20 protein-coding genes are annotated in these 20,248 nt (G+C 70.5%); 13 read left to right on the top strand and 7 right to left on the bottom strand.

What is annotated here, in order from left to right; genetic code table 11:
• Window positions 1–197: 197 nt before the first annotated feature.
• Genes cobG through cobJ form a run of 4 tightly spaced genes read left to right on the top strand, consistent with a single transcriptional unit; the run spans window position 198 to window position 3,655 of the window.
• The gene (gene cobG / locus DA1_RS22965; protein WP_034397237.1) at window positions 198–1,448 is read left to right on the top strand and encodes a precorrin-3B synthase; all 1,251 of its coding nucleotides are present in this window, start codon (window positions 198–200) and stop codon (window positions 1,446–1,448) included.
• Complete coding sequence (locus DA1_RS22960; protein ID WP_034397236.1) at window positions 1,448–2,077, top strand: precorrin-8X methylmutase; 630 nt, start codon at window positions 1,448–1,450, stop codon at window positions 2,075–2,077. The genes cobG and DA1_RS22960 overlap by 1 nt, the downstream gene beginning before the upstream one ends.
• On the top strand, window positions 2,067–2,837 hold the full coding sequence (cobI, locus tag DA1_RS22955; protein ID WP_034397234.1) for a precorrin-2 C(20)-methyltransferase: 771 nt from the start codon (window positions 2,067–2,069) through the stop codon (window positions 2,835–2,837). The genes DA1_RS22960 and cobI overlap by 11 nt, the downstream gene beginning before the upstream one ends.
• The gene (cobJ, locus tag DA1_RS22950) at window positions 2,831–3,655 is read left to right on the top strand and encodes a precorrin-3B C(17)-methyltransferase (protein WP_034397232.1); all 825 of its coding nucleotides are present in this window, start codon (window positions 2,831–2,833) and stop codon (window positions 3,653–3,655) included. The genes cobI and cobJ overlap by 7 nt, the downstream gene beginning before the upstream one ends.
• On the opposite strand, the gene DA1_RS22945 is transcribed toward cobJ, so the two are convergent.
• Window positions 3,598–4,383, bottom strand: a complete 786-nt coding sequence (locus DA1_RS22945) for a cobalt-precorrin-6A reductase (RefSeq protein ID WP_034397230.1) — start codon at window positions 4,381–4,383, stop codon at window positions 3,598–3,600. The genes cobJ and DA1_RS22945 overlap by 58 nt on opposite strands.
• Between DA1_RS22945 and DA1_RS22940 the strand changes: the two genes are divergently transcribed.
• The 7 genes from DA1_RS22940 to DA1_RS22910 all read left to right on the top strand — a co-directional run bounded on the left by DA1_RS22940 (window position 4,382) and on the right by DA1_RS22910 (window position 10,499).
• On the top strand, window positions 4,382–5,584 hold the full coding sequence (locus DA1_RS22940; RefSeq protein ID WP_034397228.1) for a bifunctional cobalt-precorrin-7 (C(5))-methyltransferase/cobalt-precorrin-6B (C(15))-methyltransferase: 1,203 nt from the start codon (window positions 4,382–4,384) through the stop codon (window positions 5,582–5,584). The two genes, DA1_RS22945 and DA1_RS22940, sit on opposite strands and share 2 nt — an antisense overlap.
• Window positions 5,581–6,078: a cobalamin biosynthesis protein gene (locus DA1_RS22935; RefSeq protein WP_034398997.1), complete on the top strand. Its 498-nt coding sequence runs from the start codon at window positions 5,581–5,583 to the stop codon at window positions 6,076–6,078. Before DA1_RS22940 ends, DA1_RS22935 begins: the two co-directional genes overlap by 4 nt.
• Window positions 6,075–6,929: a precorrin-4 C(11)-methyltransferase gene (gene cobM / locus DA1_RS22930; protein ID WP_034397226.1), complete on the top strand. Its 855-nt coding sequence runs from the start codon at window positions 6,075–6,077 to the stop codon at window positions 6,927–6,929. The genes DA1_RS22935 and cobM overlap by 4 nt, the downstream gene beginning before the upstream one ends.
• Window positions 6,926–7,723, top strand: a complete 798-nt coding sequence (gene cobF, locus DA1_RS22925; protein WP_034397224.1) for a precorrin-6A synthase (deacetylating) — start codon at window positions 6,926–6,928, stop codon at window positions 7,721–7,723. The genes cobM and cobF overlap by 4 nt, the downstream gene beginning before the upstream one ends.
• A 63-nt stretch (window positions 7,724–7,786) precedes the next feature.
• Complete coding sequence (locus DA1_RS22920) at window positions 7,787–8,116, top strand: DHCW motif cupin fold protein (RefSeq protein WP_013800515.1); 330 nt, start codon at window positions 7,787–7,789, stop codon at window positions 8,114–8,116.
• Between the two features lie 279 nt (window positions 8,117–8,395).
• On the top strand, window positions 8,396–9,871 hold the full coding sequence (locus DA1_RS22915) for a chloride channel protein (RefSeq protein WP_034397222.1): 1,476 nt from the start codon (window positions 8,396–8,398) through the stop codon (window positions 9,869–9,871).
• 115 nt (window positions 9,872–9,986) lie between these two features.
• On the top strand, window positions 9,987–10,499 hold the full coding sequence (locus DA1_RS22910; protein ID WP_034397220.1) for an MgtC/SapB family protein: 513 nt from the start codon (window positions 9,987–9,989) through the stop codon (window positions 10,497–10,499).
• A gap of 177 nt (window positions 10,500–10,676) precedes the next feature.
• Here the strand turns inward: DA1_RS22910 and DA1_RS22905 are convergent, their stop codons facing one another.
• The 3 genes from DA1_RS22905 to DA1_RS22895 form a co-directional block, all read right to left on the bottom strand.
• Entirely contained in the window at window positions 10,677–12,917 is a 2,241-nt protein-coding gene (locus tag DA1_RS22905; RefSeq protein ID WP_034397219.1) for a TonB-dependent receptor, read from the bottom strand.
• A 110-nt stretch (window positions 12,918–13,027) separates the two neighbouring features.
• Window positions 13,028–13,432, bottom strand: coding sequence for a hypothetical protein (locus DA1_RS22900; protein ID WP_034397217.1), 405 nt, complete (start codon window positions 13,430–13,432; stop codon window positions 13,028–13,030).
• Between the two features lie 28 nt (window positions 13,433–13,460).
• Complete coding sequence (locus tag DA1_RS22895) at window positions 13,461–14,123, bottom strand: pyridoxamine 5'-phosphate oxidase family protein (protein WP_034397215.1); 663 nt, start codon at window positions 14,121–14,123, stop codon at window positions 13,461–13,463.
• Window positions 14,124–14,193: 70 nt separating this feature from the next.
• On the opposite strand from DA1_RS22895, the gene DA1_RS22890 reads away from it, so the two are divergent.
• Entirely contained in the window at window positions 14,194–15,027 is an 834-nt protein-coding gene (locus DA1_RS22890; RefSeq protein ID WP_013800526.1) for an AraC family transcriptional regulator, read from the top strand.
• Between the two features lie 34 nt (window positions 15,028–15,061).
• Here DA1_RS22890 and DA1_RS22885 read toward each other — a convergent pair whose 3' ends face one another.
• Both DA1_RS22885 and DA1_RS22880 read right to left on the bottom strand, forming a co-directional pair.
• On the bottom strand, window positions 15,062–15,754 hold the full coding sequence (locus tag DA1_RS22885) for a GntR family transcriptional regulator (protein WP_017406573.1): 693 nt from the start codon (window positions 15,752–15,754) through the stop codon (window positions 15,062–15,064).
• 90 nt (window positions 15,755–15,844) lie between these two features.
• Window positions 15,845–17,623, bottom strand: coding sequence for an IlvD/Edd family dehydratase (locus DA1_RS22880; RefSeq protein WP_034397214.1), 1,779 nt, complete (start codon window positions 17,621–17,623; stop codon window positions 15,845–15,847).
• A gap of 203 nt (window positions 17,624–17,826) precedes the next feature.
• On the opposite strand from DA1_RS22880, the gene DA1_RS22875 reads away from it, so the two are divergent.
• Window positions 17,827–18,855, top strand: a complete 1,029-nt coding sequence (locus tag DA1_RS22875) for a Bug family tripartite tricarboxylate transporter substrate binding protein (protein WP_034397213.1) — start codon at window positions 17,827–17,829, stop codon at window positions 18,853–18,855.
• Window positions 18,856–18,864: 9 nt separating this feature from the next.
• Here DA1_RS22875 and DA1_RS22870 read toward each other — a convergent pair whose 3' ends face one another.
• Window positions 18,865–20,133 (bottom strand): MFS transporter, encoded by a 1,269-nt coding sequence (locus DA1_RS22870; RefSeq protein WP_034397211.1) that lies wholly within the window; start codon window positions 20,131–20,133, stop codon window positions 18,865–18,867.
• Window positions 20,134–20,248: the final 115 nt, after the last annotated feature.

The raw sequence follows: 20,248 nt of genomic DNA, 5'->3' as shown, positions 1-20,248 counted from the left end.
GATCAATTTGATAAAACCCTAAGGGTGAATTGTTAAATTTCAACTTGAATTGACAAATTTAGGCTAGATGGGTGTTAGGCGTTACCAGCCCGCTTCCCAGGCGGGCTGGATCAAGAAAGCCCGCATTTCATGAACGCATGCGGGTCTTGCACCTGGGATGCCGGGTGCGCCGGCGCTACAGTCGGGGCCCCTACCCCATGCATACCCCTCCCCACATCCAAGGCTGGTGCCCCGGCGCCTGGCAGCCCATGGCCTCCGGCGATGGGCTGGTGCTGCGCGTGCGCCCGCCGCTGGGCCGCCTGACGGTGGCCCAGGCGCGGCGGCTGGCGCGCCTGGCCTGGGTGCATGGCAACGGCGCGCTGGAGCTGTCCAGCCGCGCCAATGTGCAGTTGCGCGGCATTGCGCCCGGGCGGCACGCCGCCGTGCTGCGCGCCCTGGCGGCCGTGGGCCTGCTGGACGCCGACGCGGGCCGCGAGCGCCGCCGCAACTTGGTGATCGACCCGCTGTGCCGGCCGCAGGAGGCCGTCCATGCGCTGGGCCAGGCCCTGCAGCAGGCACTGGATGCGGCCGACGACCTGGCGGGGCTGCCGGCCAAGTTCGGCTGGTCGGTGGAGGGCGCGCCGGGCCGGCTGGCCGGCGTGTCCGCCGATATCCGCCTGCAGCGCACCTCCACCGGCTGGCTGGTGCAGCCCGATGGACGGCAGCAGGCGCTGGCCGTGGCCGAGGCGGACCAGGCCGTGGCCGCAGGCCTGGCGCTGGCGCGCTGGTTTGCCGGTCAGGCCTCTCTTCGCCGCGCCCAGGGCTTGCGGCCCGGACGCATGGCCGCGGTGGCGGCGCAACTGCAGCCGCCCCCCGGACTGGACTGGGTGGAGACAGAAACCCCGGTCCACGGCGAAGGACCGGCGCCCGGTGCCGTGCCCGGCGTGGGCTGGCTGCTGGGCGCGCCGCTGGGCCGCTTGCCGGCCGTGGCGCTGGCGCGGCTGGTGCGCGCCTTGCCTGAGCAGGCCTTTTTGCGTGTGACACCCTGGCGCATGCTGCTGGTGGAAGACGAAAACGCGGAAGCTGGCGCCGCCCTGCCTTGCGGGTGGGCGGCTGCAGGGCTGGACAACGCCGCTGACTGGATCACCCACGCCCATGACCCGCGCCTGCGCGTATCCGCCTGTACCGGCGCGCCGGGCTGCACCCAGGCCCTGGGTCCCACGCAGGCCCTGGCGCTGGAGCTGGCGCCGCAGGTGCCCCACGGCGCGCACCTGCATGTGACCGGATGCGCCAAGGGCTGCGCGCGGCAGGCGCCGGCCACGGTGGTGCTGCGGGCAGAAGGTGAAGACGAGGGCGAAGGCCCTGTCTATTCCGTAGTGCGCCACGGCCGTGCCGGGGATAGGGCGCAGGAGCAGCGGACCCTGGCCTCGGTGCGAGACAATCCGGGATTGCTGTTTTCAAAAGAATAATGCTGCACCGCTACGAAACCGATGGCGCCGAGATCTACCGGCAGTCCTTTGCCACCATCCGCCGCGAGGCGGCGCTGGAACGCTTCACGCCTGTCGAGGAACGCGTGGTGGTGCGCATGATCCACGCCGCCGGCCTGGTGGAGCTGGCCCCGCACGTGGCCTTCTCCCCCGGCATGGCCGAGGCCGCCGCGCAGGCCCTGCAAAACGGCGCGCCCGTGCTGTGCGACGTGCGCATGGTCAGCGAGGGCATCACGCGCTCGCGCCTGCCCGCCGCCAACCCCATCATCTGCACGCTGCCGGACGAGCGCGTGCCCGCGCTGGCCCGTGACATGGGCAACACGCGCAGCGCCGCCGCGTTGGAGCTGTGGCGCCCGCACCTGGCCGGCGCCGTGGTGGCCATCGGCAATGCGCCCACGGCCTTGTTCCACCTGCTCAACATGCTGCAGGACCCGGCCTGCCCCCGGCCGGCAGCCATCATCGGCTGCCCCGTGGGCTTTGTGGGCGCCATGGAATCCAAGCAGGCGCTGATGCAGGACCTGCCCGTTCCCTGCATGGCCGTGCACGGCCGCCTGGGCGGCTCGGCCATCACCGTGGCCGCCATCAACGCACTGGCCAGCCATGTCGAGTAGGCAGCCGCGTCCCAGCCAGGGCGGGCCCGGCATTGTCTGCGTGGGCCTGGGCCCGGGCGACCCCGAACTCATGAGCGTCAAGGCCGACCGCCTTGTGCGCGGCGCCCGCCAGGTGGCGTTCTTCCGCAAGAAGGGCCGGCCCGGCAAGGCCCGCCAGCTGGTGGACGGCCTGCTGGCCCAAGGCGCTGCCGAGCACGCCATGGAGTACCCGGTGACCACCGAGCTGCCCGTGGACAGCCCCGCCTATGTGGACCTGCTGGCGCGCTTCTACGACGACTGGTGCCTGCGCCTGGAAGCGCTGGCGCAGACCGAGCAGGTGGTGGTGCTGTGCGAGGGCGACCCCTTCCTCTACGGCTCCTTCATGCATCTGTACACCCGGCTGCGCGAACGCGGCCAGGTGCCGCTGGACGTGGTGCCCGGCATCCCCGGCATGGTGGGCTGCTGGCACGCCACGGGCGAGCCCATCACCTGGGGCGACGATGTGCTCAGCGTGATGACCGGCACCCTGTCGGAAGACGAGCTGGTGCGCCGCATGCAGACGGCCGAGGCCCTGGTCGTCATGAAGGTCGGCCGCAACCTGCCGCGCATCCGCCGCGCCCTGCAGCGCACGGGCCGGCTTGACGCCGCCTGGCTGGTGCAGAACGGCACCACGGACAGCGAGCAGGTCGCGCGCCTGGGCGATGTGTCCGACGACGCCTGCCCCTATTTCGCCATCGTGCTCGTGCACGGCCAGGGCCGCCGGCCGGAGGCCGCATGGTGAGCGCCGGCCGCCTGACGGTGGTGGGGCTGGGCCCGGGCGCACTGGACCAGATCACGCCCGAAGCCGCAGCCGCCTTGCTCGCGGCCGACGATGTGGTCGGCTACCTGCCCTATGTGTCCCGCGCGCAGGCCCTGCTGGCGCAGGCGGGTCAGGGCCAGGCCGTGGCCTGGCATGCCTCGGACAACCGTGTGGAGCTGGAGCGCGCGCGCCAGGCGCTGGCGCTGGCCGCGCAGGGGCGGCAGGTGGTGGTGGTGTCCTCGGGCGACCCGGGCGTGTTCGCCATGGCGTCGGCCGTGTTCGAGGCCATTGAATCTGCCGATGCGTTGCAGGCCGCCGCCTGGCAGGCGCTCGATATCCAGGTGCTGCCCGGCATCACCGCCATGCTGGCCGCCGCCGCGCGGGCCGGTGCGCCGCTGGGCCATGACTTTTGCTGCATCAATCTCTCGGACAACCTCAAGCCCTGGCCGGTGATCGCGCGGCGCGTGGAACTGGCGGCCGAGGCCGACTTCGCCATGGCCTTCTACAACCCGCGCTCCAAGAGCCGGCCCGAAGGCTTTGTGCGCCTGCTGCAGCTGCTGCGCACCCGCTGCGAGCCGCAGCGCCTGCTGGTGTTTGCGCGCGCCGTGTCCACGCCCGAGGAACACTTGCACGTATGCACGCTGGCCGAGGCCACGCCCGAGATGGCCGACATGCGCACCGTAGTCCTGGTGGGCAACAGCGCCACGCGCCGCGTGGGCCGCTGGGTCTATACGCCACGCCACTACGGCATGGATGGCGGCGCGGGCGGTGCTGTCGGCGCTGTCGGCAGCACGCCATGAGCAATCCAGTGCAGCACCGCAGCCACCGACCCGGTGCGCTGGCGCTGCGGCAGCGCCGGGCGCTGCACCATCACCACGGGCATGCCCAGGGCGCGTGCGGCATCGAGCTTGCCGCGCGTGGCCTCGCCGCCTGCGTTCTTGGCCACCAGCCATTCGATGCCGTGCGTGCGCAACAAGGCTTCATCGTCGTCCGCGCTGAAAGGCCCGCGCCCCAGCACCACCGTGGTGTGGGGCAGGGGCAGGCTGCCGGGCTCGGGCGCATCGACCAGGCGCAGCAGGTAGTGGTGCTGCGGCTGGCCCGCAAAGGCCGCAAGCTGCTTGCGGCCCACGGCCAGAAACACCCGGGCGGCTGCCTGGGGCAGGGCGGCAGCGGCGGCTTGCATGTCGGGCACGTCGATCCAGGCGTCGCCGGCACTGGCCTGCCAGGGCTCGCGCTCCAGCGCCAGCAGCGGCATGCCGGTGGCGGCGCAGGCCTCGCAGGCATTGCGGCTCATCTGTGCGGCAAACGGGTGGGTGGCATCGACCACATGGCTGATGGCCTGCCCGCGCAGGAATTGCGCCAGGCCCTGGGCACCGCCAAAGCCTCCCACGCGGGTGGGCAGGGGCTGGGCCACGGGCGACTGCGTGACGCCCGCATACGAGAACACGGCGGCAATGCCGGCGCGGTGCAGGGCCTGGGCCAGCTGGCTGGCGCCGCTGGTGCCGCCCAGCAGGAGAACATGGGGCATGACTGATCCCTGGTTGACATTGGTGGGCCTGAACGAAGACGGCCTGGACGGCCTCTCGCCCGCCGCGCTGCGCGCGCTGGACGCGGCCGAGACCGTTTTTGGCGGGCCGCGCCACCTGGCGCTGGCCGGTGCCGGCGAGCGGGGCCGTCCCTGGCCCGTGCCCTTTGACGTGGCGCCCGTGCTGGCTTGCCGTGGCCGGCCCACGGTGGTGCTGGCGTCGGGCGATCCGTTCTGGTTCGGGGCGGGCGGCAGCCTGGCGGCGCATCTGGCGCCGCAGGAGTGGCGCTGCCACGCCCAACCCTCGACATTTTCGCTGCTGGCGTCCCGCCTGGGCTGGAAGCTGGAAGACACGGTCTGCCTGGGCCTGCACGCCGGCCACGTGGAGCAGCTGCTGCCGCACCTGTCGCCAGGCCGCCAGTCGCTGGTGCTGCTGCGCGATGGCGCCGCCGTGGCCGCATTGGCGGACTGGCTGGTGCAGGAAGGCTGGGGCGACAGCTGCCTTCAGGTCATGGAATCCGTGGGCGGCCCGCGCGAGCGCCGCCGCGCATGGCGCGCCGCCGAAGCCGCCCAGGCCCTGGCCGCCGACCCTGCATGCGCGCCCGTGGCCGTGGCCGTGCTCGCCCAGGGCGGCGCGGCCCTGCCGCTGGTGCCGGGCCGGCCCAACCACTGGTACGCCAACGACGGCCAGATCACCAAGGCCCCGGCCCGCGCGCTGACCCTGGCGGCCCTGTCGCCGCGCCACGGCGAATGCCTGTGGGATGTGGGCGGCGGCTCGGGCTCGGTGGCCGTTGAGTGGTGCCTGGCGGGCGGATCGGCCATCAGCCTGGAGCAGCATGCGGCGCGTGCGGACAACATCCGCCTCAACGCCCGGCGCTTCGGCCTGCAGGCGCGCCTGCGCGTGGTGCAGGGCGTGGCGCCCGAGGCGCTGGCCGAACTGCAGGTGCTGGCCCGGCCCCAGGCCGTGTTCGTGGGCGGCGGCTTTGACGCCGAATTGTTCGAGCGCCTGCAGGCCCTCATGCCCGCAGGCTGCCGCCTGGTGGTCAATGCCGTGACGCTGGAGACCGAGGCCCTGCTGGTGCAACTGCAGGCCCAGCACGGCGGCCAGCTGCTGCGGCTGGAGATCTCCAGCGCCGAGCCGCTGGGCCGCATGCGCAGCTGGAAGGCTGCGCGGCCGCTGGTGCAGTGGAGCTGGCAGCGGTGAACCCGGACGAAACCATCCCCCACCGCTGCGGCGTGCTGGGCCTGGGCCTGCACACCGACGCACTGCCCCATGCGCTGCAGGCGCTGTGGCAGCGGGCGCAGGCGCTCCTGCCGGAAAGCGCAGACGCAAGCGCCTGCGCGCCCCAGCCCATCTGCGCCGTGGCTGTGCTGGACACCAAGGCCGGCCACCCGGCGCTGGCCGCCTGGATGGCGGCTGTCGTGCCCACGGCCGTTCTGGTGCGCGTGCCGCCAGGGCAACTGCCTGGGCAGCCCGTGGTCACGCAGTCGCCGCGCATGCTGGCGCGCTATGGCACGGGCAGCGTGGCCGAGGCGGCGGCGCTGGCCGCCGCAGGCCCGCACTCCGCCCTGAGCGTGACCCGCCTGGTGGCGGACGATGGCAGCGCCACCCTGGCCCTGGCCGTGGGCCAGGGCGGACCTCTGAACTGTTGCCTGGCCCACGCCAGCCAGGCCAAGAAACAAGGAGCAACGGCATGACCGTGCATTTCATCGGCGCCGGCCCCGGCGCCGCCGACCTGATCACCGTGCGCGGGCGCGACCTCATGGCGGCCTGCCCGGTTTGCCTGTACGCGGGCTCGCTGATACCGCGCGAGCTGCTGGCGCACTGCCCGCCGGGCGCGCGCATCGTCAACACCGCATCCATGAGCCTGGACGACATCGTGGCCGAGATCCAGGCCGCCGAGGCGCGTGGCGAAGACGTGGCGCGCCTGCACTCGGGCGACCTGTCCGTCTGGTCGGCCATGGGCGAGCAACTGCGCCGCCTGCGCGAGGCCGGCATTGCCTACACCGTCACGCCGGGCGTGCCCTCGTTCGCGGCCGCTGCCGCCACGCTGGGCGCGGAGCTGACCCTGCCCGGCCTGTGCCAGTCCGTGGTGCTGACACGCACCTCGGGCCGCGCCACGGCCATGCCCGAGGGCGAGAACCTGGCCGCCTTCGCTGCCACGGGCGCCGTGCTGGCCATCCATCTGTCCATCCATGTGGCCGCCAAGGTGCAGTCCGAGCTGCTGCCGCACTACGGCGCCGACTGCCCCGTGGCCATCGTCTGGCGCGCCAGCTGGCCTGACGAAACCGTGGTGCGCACCACGGTGGGCAGCCTGACCGAGGCCGTGGCCACCCATATGGAGCGCACGGCACTGATCCTGGTGGGCCGCAGCCTGCAGGCCGAGGACTTCGGCGAAAGCCGCCTCTACGCGGCCGACTACGACCGCCGCTACCGCCCGCTGGGCACCGAGCCGCGCTTTCCCGCCACCGACGTGCGCGGCGGCGCCGCGCTGGATACCGCGAGGGATACCGTGAGGGATGTGCCCCTGGGGAACTCCGCCCCATGAGCGCGGCCCTGCCGCCCGTGGCGCTGAGCCTGATCGGCATCGGCACGGGCAACCCCGACCACCTCACGCGCGAAGCCCAGGCCGCCATGCAGGCCGCCGACCTGATCCTGCTGCCGCACAAGGGCGAGGACAAGGCCGAACTCGCCGCCCTGCGCCGCGACCTGTGCGATGCCGTGCTCACTGCGCCCGGCCCGCGCATCGAAGGCTTCGACATGCCCGTGCGCCGCAGCGTGGGCGACGACTACCTGGCCCAGGTCGATGAATGGCATGCGGCCATCACGCGCTGCTGGCAGGCGGCCATCGCCCGGTCCCTGGACGAGGGGCTGCAGCCGCGCACCCCCGGCCAGCCCTTGCAGGTCGCCCTGCTGGTCTGGGGGGACCCGGCGCTGTACGACAGCACCCTGCGCATTGCCGCGCGCATGCAGCCGGCGCCGCACAGCGTGCGCGTGGTGGCGGGCATCAGCTCCATGCAGGTGCTGTGCGCCGCGCATGCGATTGCGCTCAACGGCATAGGCCAGCCCTTCGTGGTGACCACGGGCCGCCAGCTGCGCGAGCAGGGCTGGCCGCCCGGCGTGGACACGGCTGTGGTGATGCTGGACGGACAGTGCAGCTTCACCGAGCTGCCCTCCCATGGCCTGCACATCTGGTGGGGCGCCTACCTGGGCATGGACCGCCAGATGCTGGACAGCGGCCCGCTGGCCGAGGCCGCCCCCCGCATCGTGCAGGCCCGCGCCGCAGCGCGCGAGCGGCATGGCTGGATCATGGATATCTACCTGCTGCGGCGCGGCGGCTGAGGCCGAGGCTGCTGCCGACGCCGGCCCCCACGCTGTACACCCCCTTCATCAAGGAATCCCGCCATGCAGATGGACAACATCCCCTTCAACACCACCGACTGGGCCGCCGTGGCGCCCACCGAGCATTCGGCCGAGGCCGGCCAGGCGTTCTGGCGCACACAGAACTTCGGCAACATCCGCGTGCGCACGGTGGAGTACACGCCCGGCTATGTCTCCGACCACTGGTGCACCAAGGGCCATGTGCTGCTGTGCCTGGAAGGCGAGCTGGAGACCGAGCTGGCGGACGGCCGCCGCTTCACGCTGACGCCCGGCATGAGCTACCAGGTGGCGGACAACGCCGAGCCGCACCGCTCGCGCTCGCCCAAGGGCGCCAGGCTCTTCGTGGTGGACTGAACCTGCAGGCATGATCGGCACCGCAGCGCGCTGCAGGTCAGCGACAGGTTCGCGCCGGCGCGGGCGAGAGCTGCGCAAACGTGCCGTCATTGAGTGGCGTAAGGCACGGGTTGCCAGGGTGCTCATGCCCGGGCGGTGGAATGCCTGACGGACGGACGGCTCTCCAGGTACGCAGTCATCGGCCATCAACGCAGCGGTGAAGTAGGCATTGCCGCTGGCCACAGCCCCTGTGGCCGGGCTTGTGCACAATGAAGAGCTTTCGCCCAGCCTCTTCACGCGATGCAGCAAGAACCCGACTTCCTCCACAACCTGAACCAGGAATTCCGGGACGGCAGGCGCTGGCTGGACCGCACCATCGTGCTGGCCTATGCGGCCGCCGCCGGGCTGTGCGTGGTGGCCTTCACGCTGATGGCCGACGCGGGCTTTGAACTCTTCGAGAGCATCTACCACTGGCAGGGCGGCTGGGCCGTTCTGCTGTGGATGCCTGCCGTCACGGCGGGCGCCGTGTGGCTCACGCGGCGCTGGGCGCCGGGCGCGGCGGGGTCGGGCATTCCGCAGGTGATCGCCACGCTGGACCCGGCGCTGGACCCCGCGCAGCGCGGGCGCTTCGTGTCGCTGTGGCTGTCCTTCGCCAAGATGGCCCTGGCCAGCGCGGGCTTTGCGGCGGGGCTGTCGATCGGGCGCGAGGGGCCTTCGGTGCAGGTGGCCGCCGGTGTCATGCACCATGCGCGGCGCTGGTTCGGGCCGCATTCGGGCATCAGCCACCATGCGCTGCTGGTGGCTGGCGGCGCGGCCGGCATTGCGGCGGCCTTCAACGCGCCGCTGGCGGGCGTGGTCTTCGCCATCGAGGAGCTGTCGCGCAAGCTGGAGTCGCGCTCCAGCGGCCTGATCATCGCGGCCATCGTGCTGGCCGGCCTGATGGGCGTGTCGGCCTTTGGCAACCTCAGTTATTTCGGGCGCATCCAGGTGCCCCACCTGACCTGGGACGCGCTGCTGCCCGGCCTGTGCGTGACCCTGGCCTGCGGCGTGCTGGGAGGCCTGTTCGCCAAGCTGCTGGCCGCCTCGCTGACCCGCACGCCCGAGCGGCTCAACCAGCTGCGTGCGCGCTTACCCATCCGCTTCGCGGCGGCGATCGCGCTGGTGATTGCCGTCATCGGCATGGTCACGGGCGGCGCCACCTTCGGCGCGGGCTCGGAGGCCGTCAAGCACATGCTGGCGGGCCAGGCCGACGTGCCCTCGTTCTACGTCACCCTGAAGTTCATCGCCACCTGGCTGTCGGCCTGGGTGGGCGTGCCGGGCGGCATCTTCGCGCCCTCGCTGTCGATTGGCGCGGGCGTGGGCCACAACGTGGCCGGCCTCATGGGCGCAGACATCGCGCCCGCCCTCATCGCCATGGGCATGGCCGCCTTCCTGGCCGCCGTCACGCAGGCGCCGCTGACGGCCTTCATCATCGTGATGGAGATGGTGGACGGCCACTCCATGGTGCTCAGCCTCATGGCCGCTGCCATGCTGGCCAGCCTGGTCTCGCGCATGCTGGCCCGGCCGCTGTACGAGACGCTGGCCCAGCACATGCTGAGTCTGGTGCCTGCACCTGCTCCCGAGCCTGCACCTGCAACTGAGCCAGCACCTGAGCCCGTACCTGAGCCCGTACCAGCACCGGCCGCCGCGCCGGAACCGGAGCCCGCCAGCGCACCCGCCAGCGCCGCAGAGCCGGCTGCACCGCCCAAGGACCAGGACAAGCCCGCAAGCGCCTGAGCCGGGCGCGCTTGGCTGACAGGCAATGGCGAAGGGCGATGGCCTGGGCGCGCTGCACGCCACGCCATGCTCGCTTCCTGAGTCCTGACGCACAACCCGAGGAAAGGAACGCGCCATGTGGGAGGAAGTAACCAGCACCCTGGCCGAGGAATTCTCCAGCCTGCCCGATGCGGCCGAGGTCACGCGCGTCATGGTGCGCCTGCTGCTGGCGGCCCTGCTGGGCGGCATCGTCGGCTACGAGCGAGAACACAAGGGCAAGGCCGCCGGCCTGCGCACCCACATGCTGGTGGCCATGGGCGCGGCGCTGTTCGTGCTGGTGCCCGAGCGCGGAGGCATGGGCATTGCCGACATGAGCCGCGTGATCCAGGGCGTGGTGGCCGGCGTGGGCTTCCTGGGCGCAGGCGCCATCATCAAACGCCACACCGAGGAGCAGGTGCAGGGCCTGACCACCGCCGCCGGCATCTGGATGACGGCCGCCATCGGCGTGGCCTGCGGCCTGGGGCGCGAAGCCATCGCGCTGCTGGCCACGCTGCTGGCCATCGTCATCCTCGTGATGCTGCCGCACGTGGTCAGTGCGCCGCCCCCGCAGGCGGACGCGGAGCCGGATACCAAGCCGCGCGAGACTTGAGGGCGGGCTGCGGCCTGAAGCCTGGTATTCCGGCTTTGTTCGCTTTTTCCTGATGTTCGTGCCACGTGAACATGGCAAACATCACGAACGCAGCCAGTGAGGCTTGCGAGGCGCTCGCCAACTCCCGATAGGCAGTCACGTGCGTGCATGGCATCGTCTGGCCATGCACGCATGCCATTAGAAATCCACACTCGCACTCAGCGAGAACGTGCGCGGACCGCCCACCGTCAGGTAGCCCGAACCCGGGTAGCCGCCCACGGAGGCCCAGTAGTTGCGGTCCGTCGCGTTGTCCACGCGCAGGCGCAGCGTGAGCAGCTTGCCCTGCACTTCGGTCATGTAGCGCACGCCCAGGTCCAGGCGGTTCCATCCGGCCACCCGCAGGGTGTTGACGTCGTTGGCGTAGCTGGCGCCTGTGTGCACCAGGCGGCCGTCCAGCGCCAGGCCGTTGATGCCCGGCACATCCCATTCCACGCCCGCCGTGGCCTGGAAGCGCGGCACGCCGATGACGCGCTTGCCGTCGGTGGTGGCGCGGCCCGTGCTTTGCTGCCTGGCGTCCAGCCAGGTGGCGCCGCCCAGCAGGCGCAGGCCGCGCATGGGTTCGCCGAAGACGTTGAATTCCACGCCCTGGTGACGGTCCTTGCCGGCCGAGGTGAAGAGGTTGCCGTCGATCAGCGAGCGCGGCTTGTCGGTGGAGAAGAAGGCCAGGCCGCCGCCCAGCTTGCCGCCGTCGTACTTGATGCCCACTTCCTTTTGCTTGGTCACGTAGGGCGACATCTGCTGGCCCGCGTTGGCGATGATGGTGTCGCCCGACTTGGCCGGCGCCGTGTCGCCCTGGGCCAGTCCCTCGATGTAGTTGCCGTACAGCGATACCTGGGGCGTGAGCTTGAACACCGCGCCCAGCACCGGGCTGGTGCGGCTCTGGTCATAGGCCGTGCGCACGCCGCCCTGGCTGGTGACGGCGCCGTTGCTGACGAGGCGGTAGCTCACCGAGTCGGTCTCTATCGTCTGGCGGCGCACGCCGGCCGTCACCAGCATGCGGCCGTCCATCAGCGACAGCGTGTCGCCCAGCGCAAAGCTGTTCAGGCGCGTGCCCCGGTTGTAGGCGGGGTTGGACAGGTCGTTGCCCAGGTAGTTGAGCGGCGTGATCGCGTAGTAGCGCGGGTCGTAGAGATTGGTGGCCAGCGTGTTGCTGCCCCCGCCGGTGCTCATGCCATAGGCGTTGTAGACCTTGAGGTCGAAGGCCGAATAGCTGGCGACGATCTCATGGCCCACATCGCCCGTCTGCAGGCGTGCGCGCACGCCCAGCTCGCCCGTGCTCACGCGGTCCTTGCGGGCGTTGTCGAAGCGGCTGGTGGTGGCCGCGCCATTGCCGGCCGCCGCCAGCGTGATGTTGGCCAGCGAGTTGTTCTCGGAGCTGCGGCGCAGGCCGTAGGCGGCCCAGGCCGTCACGTTGCTGTTGATGTCCCATTCGCCGCGCAGCGTGCCGAACAGGTCGCGCTCGTCGGAATAGGTCCAGGGCTGGGCCCAGTTGGAGGAAGCATCGGGCGCCGCAGGAATGGCCGCCAGCCCTGCGCCCGGCGTGACATTGGTGCGCGTGCGCTTGAGGCGGTTGTCCTGCCAGCCGATGTCGCCCGACAGGCGCACATTGCGGCTGCGCCAGTCCATGCCCACGGACAACAGATCGAGCTTGGAGCTTTCCTGGTCGATGGCCGTATCGCCGCCCCGGTGCGCAGCGTTCAGGCGGATGCCCGTGGCCTGGTCGGGGCCGAAGCGCCGGCTCACGTCGGCCGCCACGAAGGCCTGGCCGCCGCTGGCAATGCCTGCCGTCACGCGCGACAGCGGATCAGTGCCCGCGCGCTTGGGCAGCAGGTTGATGTTGCCGCCCAGCCCGCCGCCATTGGGGCTGGCGCCCATCAGAAAAGCCGATGCGCCGCGCAGCAGCTCCACGCGCTCGAACAGCTCGGTGGCGATGTACTGGCGCGGCAGCAGGGCGTACAGGCCGTTGTAGGCCACGTCGTCCGAGCCCAGCACGAAGCCGCGCACGAAGTAGGACTCCTGGAAATTGCCGAAGCCGCGCGCCACGCGCACGGAAGGATCGTTCTGCAGCACATCGCCCACGCTCTTGGCCTGGCGGTCCTGGATCAGCTCGTTGGTGTAGCTGGTGATGGAGAACGGCGTCTCCATGTTGTCGCGCGTGCCCAGAATCCCGGCCCGCCCGCCGCGCGCCACCTGGCCGCCCGCGTAGGGCCTGGACAGGCCTTCAGCCGACGCATCGGCGCTGGCCTCCACGGTGACGGTGCCCAGCTCGGGCGCGGCCGTTGCCGTGGAAGGGGCAGGCTGGGCCCATGCGGCGCCAGCAGACAAAAGAAGGGCCAGGGCCCCGGCGATCGGGGTCAGCGTGTGGAGGGGGGAGTGCATGGAGAAAACTGGATGAGAATGATTCCCAATAATTTTATCGATGCGACTCCCCCGTATGGAGCTTGTAGGGAGATGTGTCTGTTTGTGCCCACATTCCGCCTGGCCTGCGTTCACGCCTGTCCAAGCAGCTCCCGCGAGCACGCCTGCGCCTCATCCTCCCCCTGCACGAACGCAACCCGCATGCCCAGCGCCTTGCCCATGCCTTGCACGGCCAGGCGCAGGGCGGTGGGCACGGCGCGGTCGCCCGTGATGACGACCATGCCCCGGCACAGCTGGCGCATGCGTTCGCGGTTGCGCTTGAAGAACAGGGCGCGCTGCTTGCGTTCTTCGTGGCTTTCCTCGGGGTGGTCGCCGGGCAGGTGATCGGTGAGCAGCACGAATTGCCGGCCCTGGTCGAGCAGGGATTCGATCTGGGCTTCGGCCGATGCGTCATTGCCGTTGCCTGCGTCTGCAGGTGCCTGCGCTTCGGGTTCGCGCAGGTAGACCAGGGGAAAGCGGGAGGTATCGATCAGCATGTCCTGGTTCCTGGGAAAAAGCAGGGCATCAGTACAGGTCGTGCCTGACCGCATGGGCGTAGTGGGCGTTGGCCTGCTCCTGTTGGGCGGCATCCATGGCGGGCGCCGTGGCATCGGCCAGCTGCGTGAGGGCGGCCATCATCTGGCCCACGGTGGGCAGGGCGGTGCGGTCCAGCTGGCTTGACGGGTTCCACAGGCCGGAGCGGTGGATGGCTTTGCCGCAGTGCAGCAGCACCTCGTCGACCAGCACCACGGTGGCGGTCTTGGGCGTGCCCCGGCCTTCGCTCAGCTCCTGCAGCAGATGGGGGTCGGTGGAGATGCGGCCGCGTCCGTTGATGCGCAGGAAGATGTCCAGCCCCGGGAACAGGAAGAGCATGGCCAGGCGGTCATCGGCCTGCAGGTTGCGCAGGGATTCGATGCGGTTGTTGCCGGGCCAGTCGGCAAAGGCCACGGTGCGCTCGTCCAGCACCTGCACAAAGCCGGGCGGCCCGCCGCGCGGCGAGGCATCCAGGCCGCGTTCGCCGGCCGTGGCCAGGCAAAAGAAGCTGGCCTGGCGCAGATAGGCCTCGTGGAAGTCGGACAGGCGGTCGCGCACGGCCTTCTGGATTCTTTCTGCCGGGGCGGCGTAGAGCGAGTCCAGGTCGATGGCCGGGCCTGGCGGCTCTGCAAGGGCGGTGTTGTCTGTGTGCATGGCACAAGCGTAAGAACAAAGACGTTGGCGGCTGTAGACTGGATCAGCCAACAAATAGCTCAAAGACGCCATGCCCGACGCCATTCTTGAACTCGTCAGCCATGTGAACCGTGCCGATGGCCCCGTGCTGATCGCGGCCGTGGGCAACCAGGACGAGGAACTGGCCTCCGAGCCGCACCGCCACGCGCGCGGCCAGCTGTTCGGCTCGCTGCGCGGGCTGCTGTCGGTGGGCGTGGAAGACGCGGTCTGGGTGGTGCCCGCCATCCATGCCGTGTGGCTGCCGCCGCACCAGCTGCATTCGGGCCGCTCACATGGTCCCTTCCACGGCTGGAGCGTCTATGTGGCGGAGCCGGCCTGCGCCGACCTGCCGCAGCGGCCCTGCGCCATCCGCACCTCGGGCCTGCTGCGTGAGGCCGTGCTGCGCGCCGCCGGCTGGGGATGGCAGCAAGGCGTGCCCACAACGCAGCCCGTGCAACCAGGCCCTTCGGCGGACCAGGCCCGCGCCCATGTGATGGCGGTGATCCTGGACGAGATCCGCACCCTGCCCGTGGAGCCCCTGGGCCTGCCCCTGCCCGCCGACCCGCGCCTGCAGCGCATCGCCCGCGCGCTGATCGCCGACCCGGCCGATGCCCGCGACCTGGAGGCCTGGGCGCGCTGGGCAGCGGTCAGCTCGCGCACGCTGAGCCGGCGCTTTGTCTCGGAAACCGGCTTCAGCTTCACCGCCTGGCGCCAGCGCGCACGGCTGATGCGCTCGCTGGAGATGCTGGCCGCCGGCGCGCCGGTAACGAACATCGCGCTGGACCTGGGCTACGCCACGGCCAGCGCCTTCATCGGGCTGTTCCGGCGCACGTTCGGGGAGACGCCTGCGGCGTACCGGGGGAGGTTGGGGGCGGCTCGGGACTGAGGGGCTGCACTGCCCGCCCAGCTAAGGACTTCACCTACAACCGCTGCAACTGCGCATTCAGATACGCATCGCGTGAGGGCAGCAGGTGCTCGGCGCACAGGCGCACCAGTGCGTCGCGGTCCTGGGCGCGCAGGGCTTCGATCATTTGCCAGTGTTCCTGGCGCGCGCGCTCGCGGTAGTCGGCCGAGACCAGGGAGGCGAAGCGGATGGGGTGGGTCTGGCGCGCGTATTCGGTGATGGCCTTGTGCAGCGTGTCGTTGCCCGCCAGCGCAAACAGTTCCTGGTGAAAGGCCAGGTTGATGCGGAACACCAGGCGCGCGTTGCCTTCGGCCACGGCGGCGTCGTGCTGCTGCTGGATGGCGGTCAGGCGGTCCAGGCTTTCGGGGGGAACGGGCAGGGGGATCTTGCGCGCGGCCTCGACTTCGAGCATGCCGCGCAGCTCGTACAGCTCCTGCACTTCCTGGGTGGAGAAGGAGCGCACCAGGGCGCCGACGTTCTTGCGGCGCTCGATGAGGCCCATGCGGTCCAGCGCGGCCAGGGCCTCGCGGGCGATGTGGCGCTTGACGTCGAATCGGGCCATGAGGTCGTCTTCAACCAGGCGCTCGCGCGGGTGCAGCCGGCCGAAGACCACGTCCTCTTCCAGCGCGGCCACCATGGCGCCCAGGGCGTCGGCTGCGGGGGCGGGTTCGGCATCCAGGGAAATCGGCAGTGAGGCGGCAGCGACCATCAAGACAGGCGGTTGGGACAAAAACGCCATTTTGTCCGAACTGATGGCCTTCACTGGGCATGGCGGGCGTGCCGCGCTGCCTGGCATGGACTATTCGCGCGGGCCGGGAATGGTGCCGCGTTCGGTCGCGCAGCGCAGGAAGTCGAAGTCCACGCCCTGGTCGGCCTGGTTCACGGTGGTGAGAAAGAGCTTGCGGTAGCCGCGTTCGGCCGTGGGCTCGGTCACCGGGTGGAGCCGGGCGCGGCGGGCCAGTTCCTCGTCGCTGACCTGCAGCGTGAGCTCGCGCCGCGCCACCGACAGCGTGATGCGGTCGCCGTTGTGCACATGGGCGAGCGGGCCGCCCACGGCCGACTCCGGCGTGACATGCAGCACGATGGTGCCGAAGGCCGTGCCGCTCATGCGCCCGTCGGAGATGCGCACGATGTCCTTGATGCCCGCGCGGGCCAGCTTGCGCGGGATGGGGATGTAGCCCGCCTCGGGCATGCCGGGCGCGCCCTTGGGGCCGATGTTCTTGAGCACGAGGATGTCGTCGGCCGTCACGTCCAGATCGTCGCTGTCGATGCGGTGGGCCAGGTCGGCCGCGTTCTCGAAGACCACGGCGCGGCCTTCGTGCTCCATGAGCCGGGGATGGGCGGCCGACTGCTTGATGATGGCGCCGCCCGGCGCCAGGTTGCCCTGCAGCACGGCGATGCCGCCCTGCGGGTAGATGGGGTTGGAGCGCGGGCGCACCACGTCCTGCGCAAAGCCGGGGCCGGCGCGGTCGATCTCTTCGCCCAGCGTGCGGCCGGTGACGGTGAGGGCGTCCAGGTTCAGCAGGGGCTTGAGCTCGCGCAGCAGCGTGGCCATGCCGCCCGCGTGGTGGAAGTCCTCCATGTAGTGGTCGCCCGAGGGCTTGAGGTCCAGCAGCACGGGCGTGTCGCGGCCCATGCGATCCATGGCCTTGAGGTCGATGTCATAGCCCATGCGCCCCGCGATGGCGGCCAGGTGCACGATGCCGTTGGTGGAGCCGCCGATGGCCAGCAGCACGCGCATGGCGTTCTCGAAGGCGGCGGGCGTGAGGATTTTGTCGATGGTCAGGCGCTCGCGCGCCATGCGCACGGCCTCGGTGCCGGTCTGCTCGGCGATGCGGATCCGATCGGCCGTGACGGCGGGGGGCGAGGCGCCGCCGGGCACGGTCATGCCCAGCGCCTCGGCAATGCAGGCCATGGTGCTGGCCGTGCCCATGACCGAGCAGGTGCCCACGCTGGCCACCAGCTGGTTGTTCACGTCGGCGATCTCTTCGGCGTCGATCTCTTCGGCGCGGAACTTGCCCCAGTAGCGGCGGCAATCGGTGCAGGCGCCCACGCGCTCGCTGCGGTGCGAGCCGGTGAGCATCGACCCGGTGATCAGCTGGATGGCCGGGATGCCCGCCGAGGCCGCGCCCATCAACTGGGCCGGCACCGTCTTGTCGCAGCCGCCGATGAGCACGACGGCATCCATGGGCTGGGCGCGGATCATCTCCTCGGTGTCCATGGACATGAGGTTGCGCAGGTACATGCTGGTCGGCGCCGAGAAGCTTTCGTGCACCGAAATGGTGGGGAAGTCCATGGGCAGGCCGCCTGCCAGCATGACGCCGCGCTTGACGGCCTCGATCAGCTGGGGCGCGTTGCCGTGGCAGGGGTTGTAGCTGCTGCCCGTGTTGGCAATGCCGATGACGGGGCGCTGCAGCGCCGAGTCCGTATAGCCCGCGCCCTTGATGAAGGCCTTGCGCAGGAACAGCGAAAAGCCCCGGTCGCCGTAGTTGGTCAGGCCCTTGGAGATGCCCGTGGCCGCATCGGCGGGGGCGATGTCATGGCCTGGAGCGCCATCGGGAGTCTTGGGGTCGGTCATGGGTGGGGTGCTTTGCAGAGGGTCTGGGCGGGGTCGGAAGGCAGGCGCTGCCTTGTCGAGGGGCAGGATAGCGGCGGATGCCGCGGATTATTATCGTCGTTATCACCTATATTATTAATAATCTATCTGGCCAACCATGCAGCCGTGCCCGGCGTGCGTGCCGGGCATGTTTTTCCGACACAAGACAAAAGGAGGAGACACCCATGGTTGTTGCTGCATCCCGCATCCGTCGCATTCATGCGCCCAACCGGCGCGCCGCCCTGGCTGCGGCGCTGCTGGCCTCGCTGGCGCTGGGCTCAGGCCTGGCCACGCCCGCGCTGGCCGACGGCGCCTATCCGGCCCGGCCCATCAAGCTGGTCGTTCCCTACACGCCCGGGGGCGCCACCGACGTGATCGGGCGCGTGGTGGGGCAAAGGCTCTCGCTGGCGCTGGGCCAGCCCGTGGTGGTGGAGAACCGGGCCGGCGCGGCGGGCAACCTGGGCGCCGCCGCCGTGGCCAAGGAAAGGCCCGATGGCTATACGCTGCTGCTGGGCGCGCTGACCAGCCATTCCATCAACAGCGTGCTCATGGCGTCCACGGCAGGCTTCACCATGGACAAGAGCTTTGCGCCCATTGGCGTGGTGGGCCGCGTGCCGCTGGTGGTGACCGTGGGCCCGTCGGTGAAGTCGGCCAATCTCGCGGAGCTCATCGCGCTGGCCAAAACCAGGCCGGCCGGGCTGAACTACGGCTCCTCGGGCAATGGCTCGCCCCAGCACCTGGCGGCCGAGCTGTTCAAGCGGCAGGCGGGCGTGCCGCTGACCCACGTGCCCTACAAGGGCAGCACGCCGGCGCTCAACGATCTGATGGGCGGCCAGGTGGATGTGGTGTTCGACACCCTGCCCGCCACGCAGGGCTTCATCAAGGGTGGCCGCCTGCGCGCCCTGGCCGTGACCACGGCGCAGCGCGTGCCCTCCATTGCCGACATTCCCACAACGGCCGAGGCCGGGCTGTCGGGCTTTGAGGTGACGTCGATGTTCGGCCTGCTGGCGCCTGCGGGCACACCCGCTCCCATCGTCGCCCGGCTCAGCGGCGCGCTCAAGGAGGTGATGGGGCAGCAGGAAGTGAAGGATGCCCTGGTTGCCCAGGGCGCCATGCCCACCTTCACCACGCCTGCCGAGGCGCGTGCCCAGATCGCCGAGGAGGTGGCGCGCTGGTCCGCCGTGATCCGGCAGGCGGGCATACAGCCGGATTGAGGCTGCGCCTCAGCGTCGCCGGGCGCGCGTTTCCGGCAGAAATGCCGTTGCCAGCCCCAGCAGCGGCAGGTAGGCCACCAGGCTGTACACCCAGACGATGCCGTGGGTGTCGGCCAGGTTGCCCATGCCGGCAGCCCCCAGGCCGCCAATGCCGAACATGAGGCCGAACATCAGCCCCGAGACCAGGCCCACGCGGCCGGGCACGGCCTCCTGGGCGTAGACCACCAGCGCCGCAAAGGCCGAGGACATGACCAGGCCGATGACGATGGACAGCACGGCCGTCCAGAACAGGTCGGCATGCGGCAGCAGCAGCGCAAACGGCGCCACGCCCAGGAAGGACACCCAGATCACGGCCTTGCGCCCTATGCGGTCGCCCACCGGGCCGCCCGCGAAGGTGCCCGCCGCCACGGCCGCCAGGAAGGCGAACAGGTACAGCTGCGACTGCTGCACGGGCAGGGCAAAGCGCTCGATCAGATAGAAGGTGAAGTAGTTGGCAAAGGCCGCGATGTAGACGAACTTGGCGAACATCAGCACGCAGATCACGGTCACCGCGCGGATGACCTGCGAGCGGTTCAGCGCCGTCAGCGCATGCTGGCCGGCCGCCACCACCTTGGCCGGCGCGTGGTGCAGGCGCCAGTGCGTGATGCGCAGCAGCACCCAGATGGCCAGCAACGCCACCAGCATGAACCAGGCGATCGCGTGCTGGCCAAACGGAATGACGATGGCCGCCACCATCAGCGGGCCGATGGCCGAGCCCGTGTTGCCGCCCACCTGGAAGGTCGATTGCGCCGTGCCGAAGCGCCCGCCCGAGGCCAGCCGCGCCACGCGCGAGGCCTCTGGGTGGAAGGTGGACGAGCCCACGCCGATCAGCGACGCGGCGGCCAGCAGCATGGGGTAGCTGGTGGACAGGGCCAGCAGGCCCACGCCCACCAGCGTCACCACCATGCCCAGCGGCAGCAGGTAGGGCTTGGGATGCTTGTCGGTGTACAGGCCGATCCAGGGCTGCAGCAGCGAGGCCGTGACCTGGTAGACCAGGGAGATCCAGCCGATCTGTGCGAAGCTCAGCGAGAACTCCGTCTTGAGCATGGGATAGACGGCCGGCAGCACGGCCTGGATCAGGTCGTTGAGCAGGTGGGCAAAGGCGGCGGCGCCGACGATGCGCAGCAAAAAGCCCTGCGCGGCATGGCCGGGTGCTGGATGGGCGGGCGCCGGATGGGCGTGCGTTGCAGGCGCGCCCAGCTCGCCCGGGGCGCCAAGAGTGGTGGTGTTGCTTGTCATGGAGGAAAGGGCCCCGCAGGGCGGCACGGTCAGGGTCCGGCGTTGACGAAGGTCAATGGGCCGTGGGACCGAAGATAGGCGTTTGGTGTCCGTCTGTCTCTCTCTATACTGACTT

The sequence above is a fragment of the Delftia acidovorans NBRC 14950 genome, from assembly GCF_001598795.1.
In the GTDB taxonomy this organism is placed as follows: domain Bacteria; phylum Pseudomonadota; class Gammaproteobacteria; order Burkholderiales; family Burkholderiaceae_C; genus Comamonas; species Comamonas acidovorans.
The sequence above is the reverse complement of the archived record's forward strand: the minus strand, read 5'-3'. Positions and strand labels throughout refer to the sequence as shown.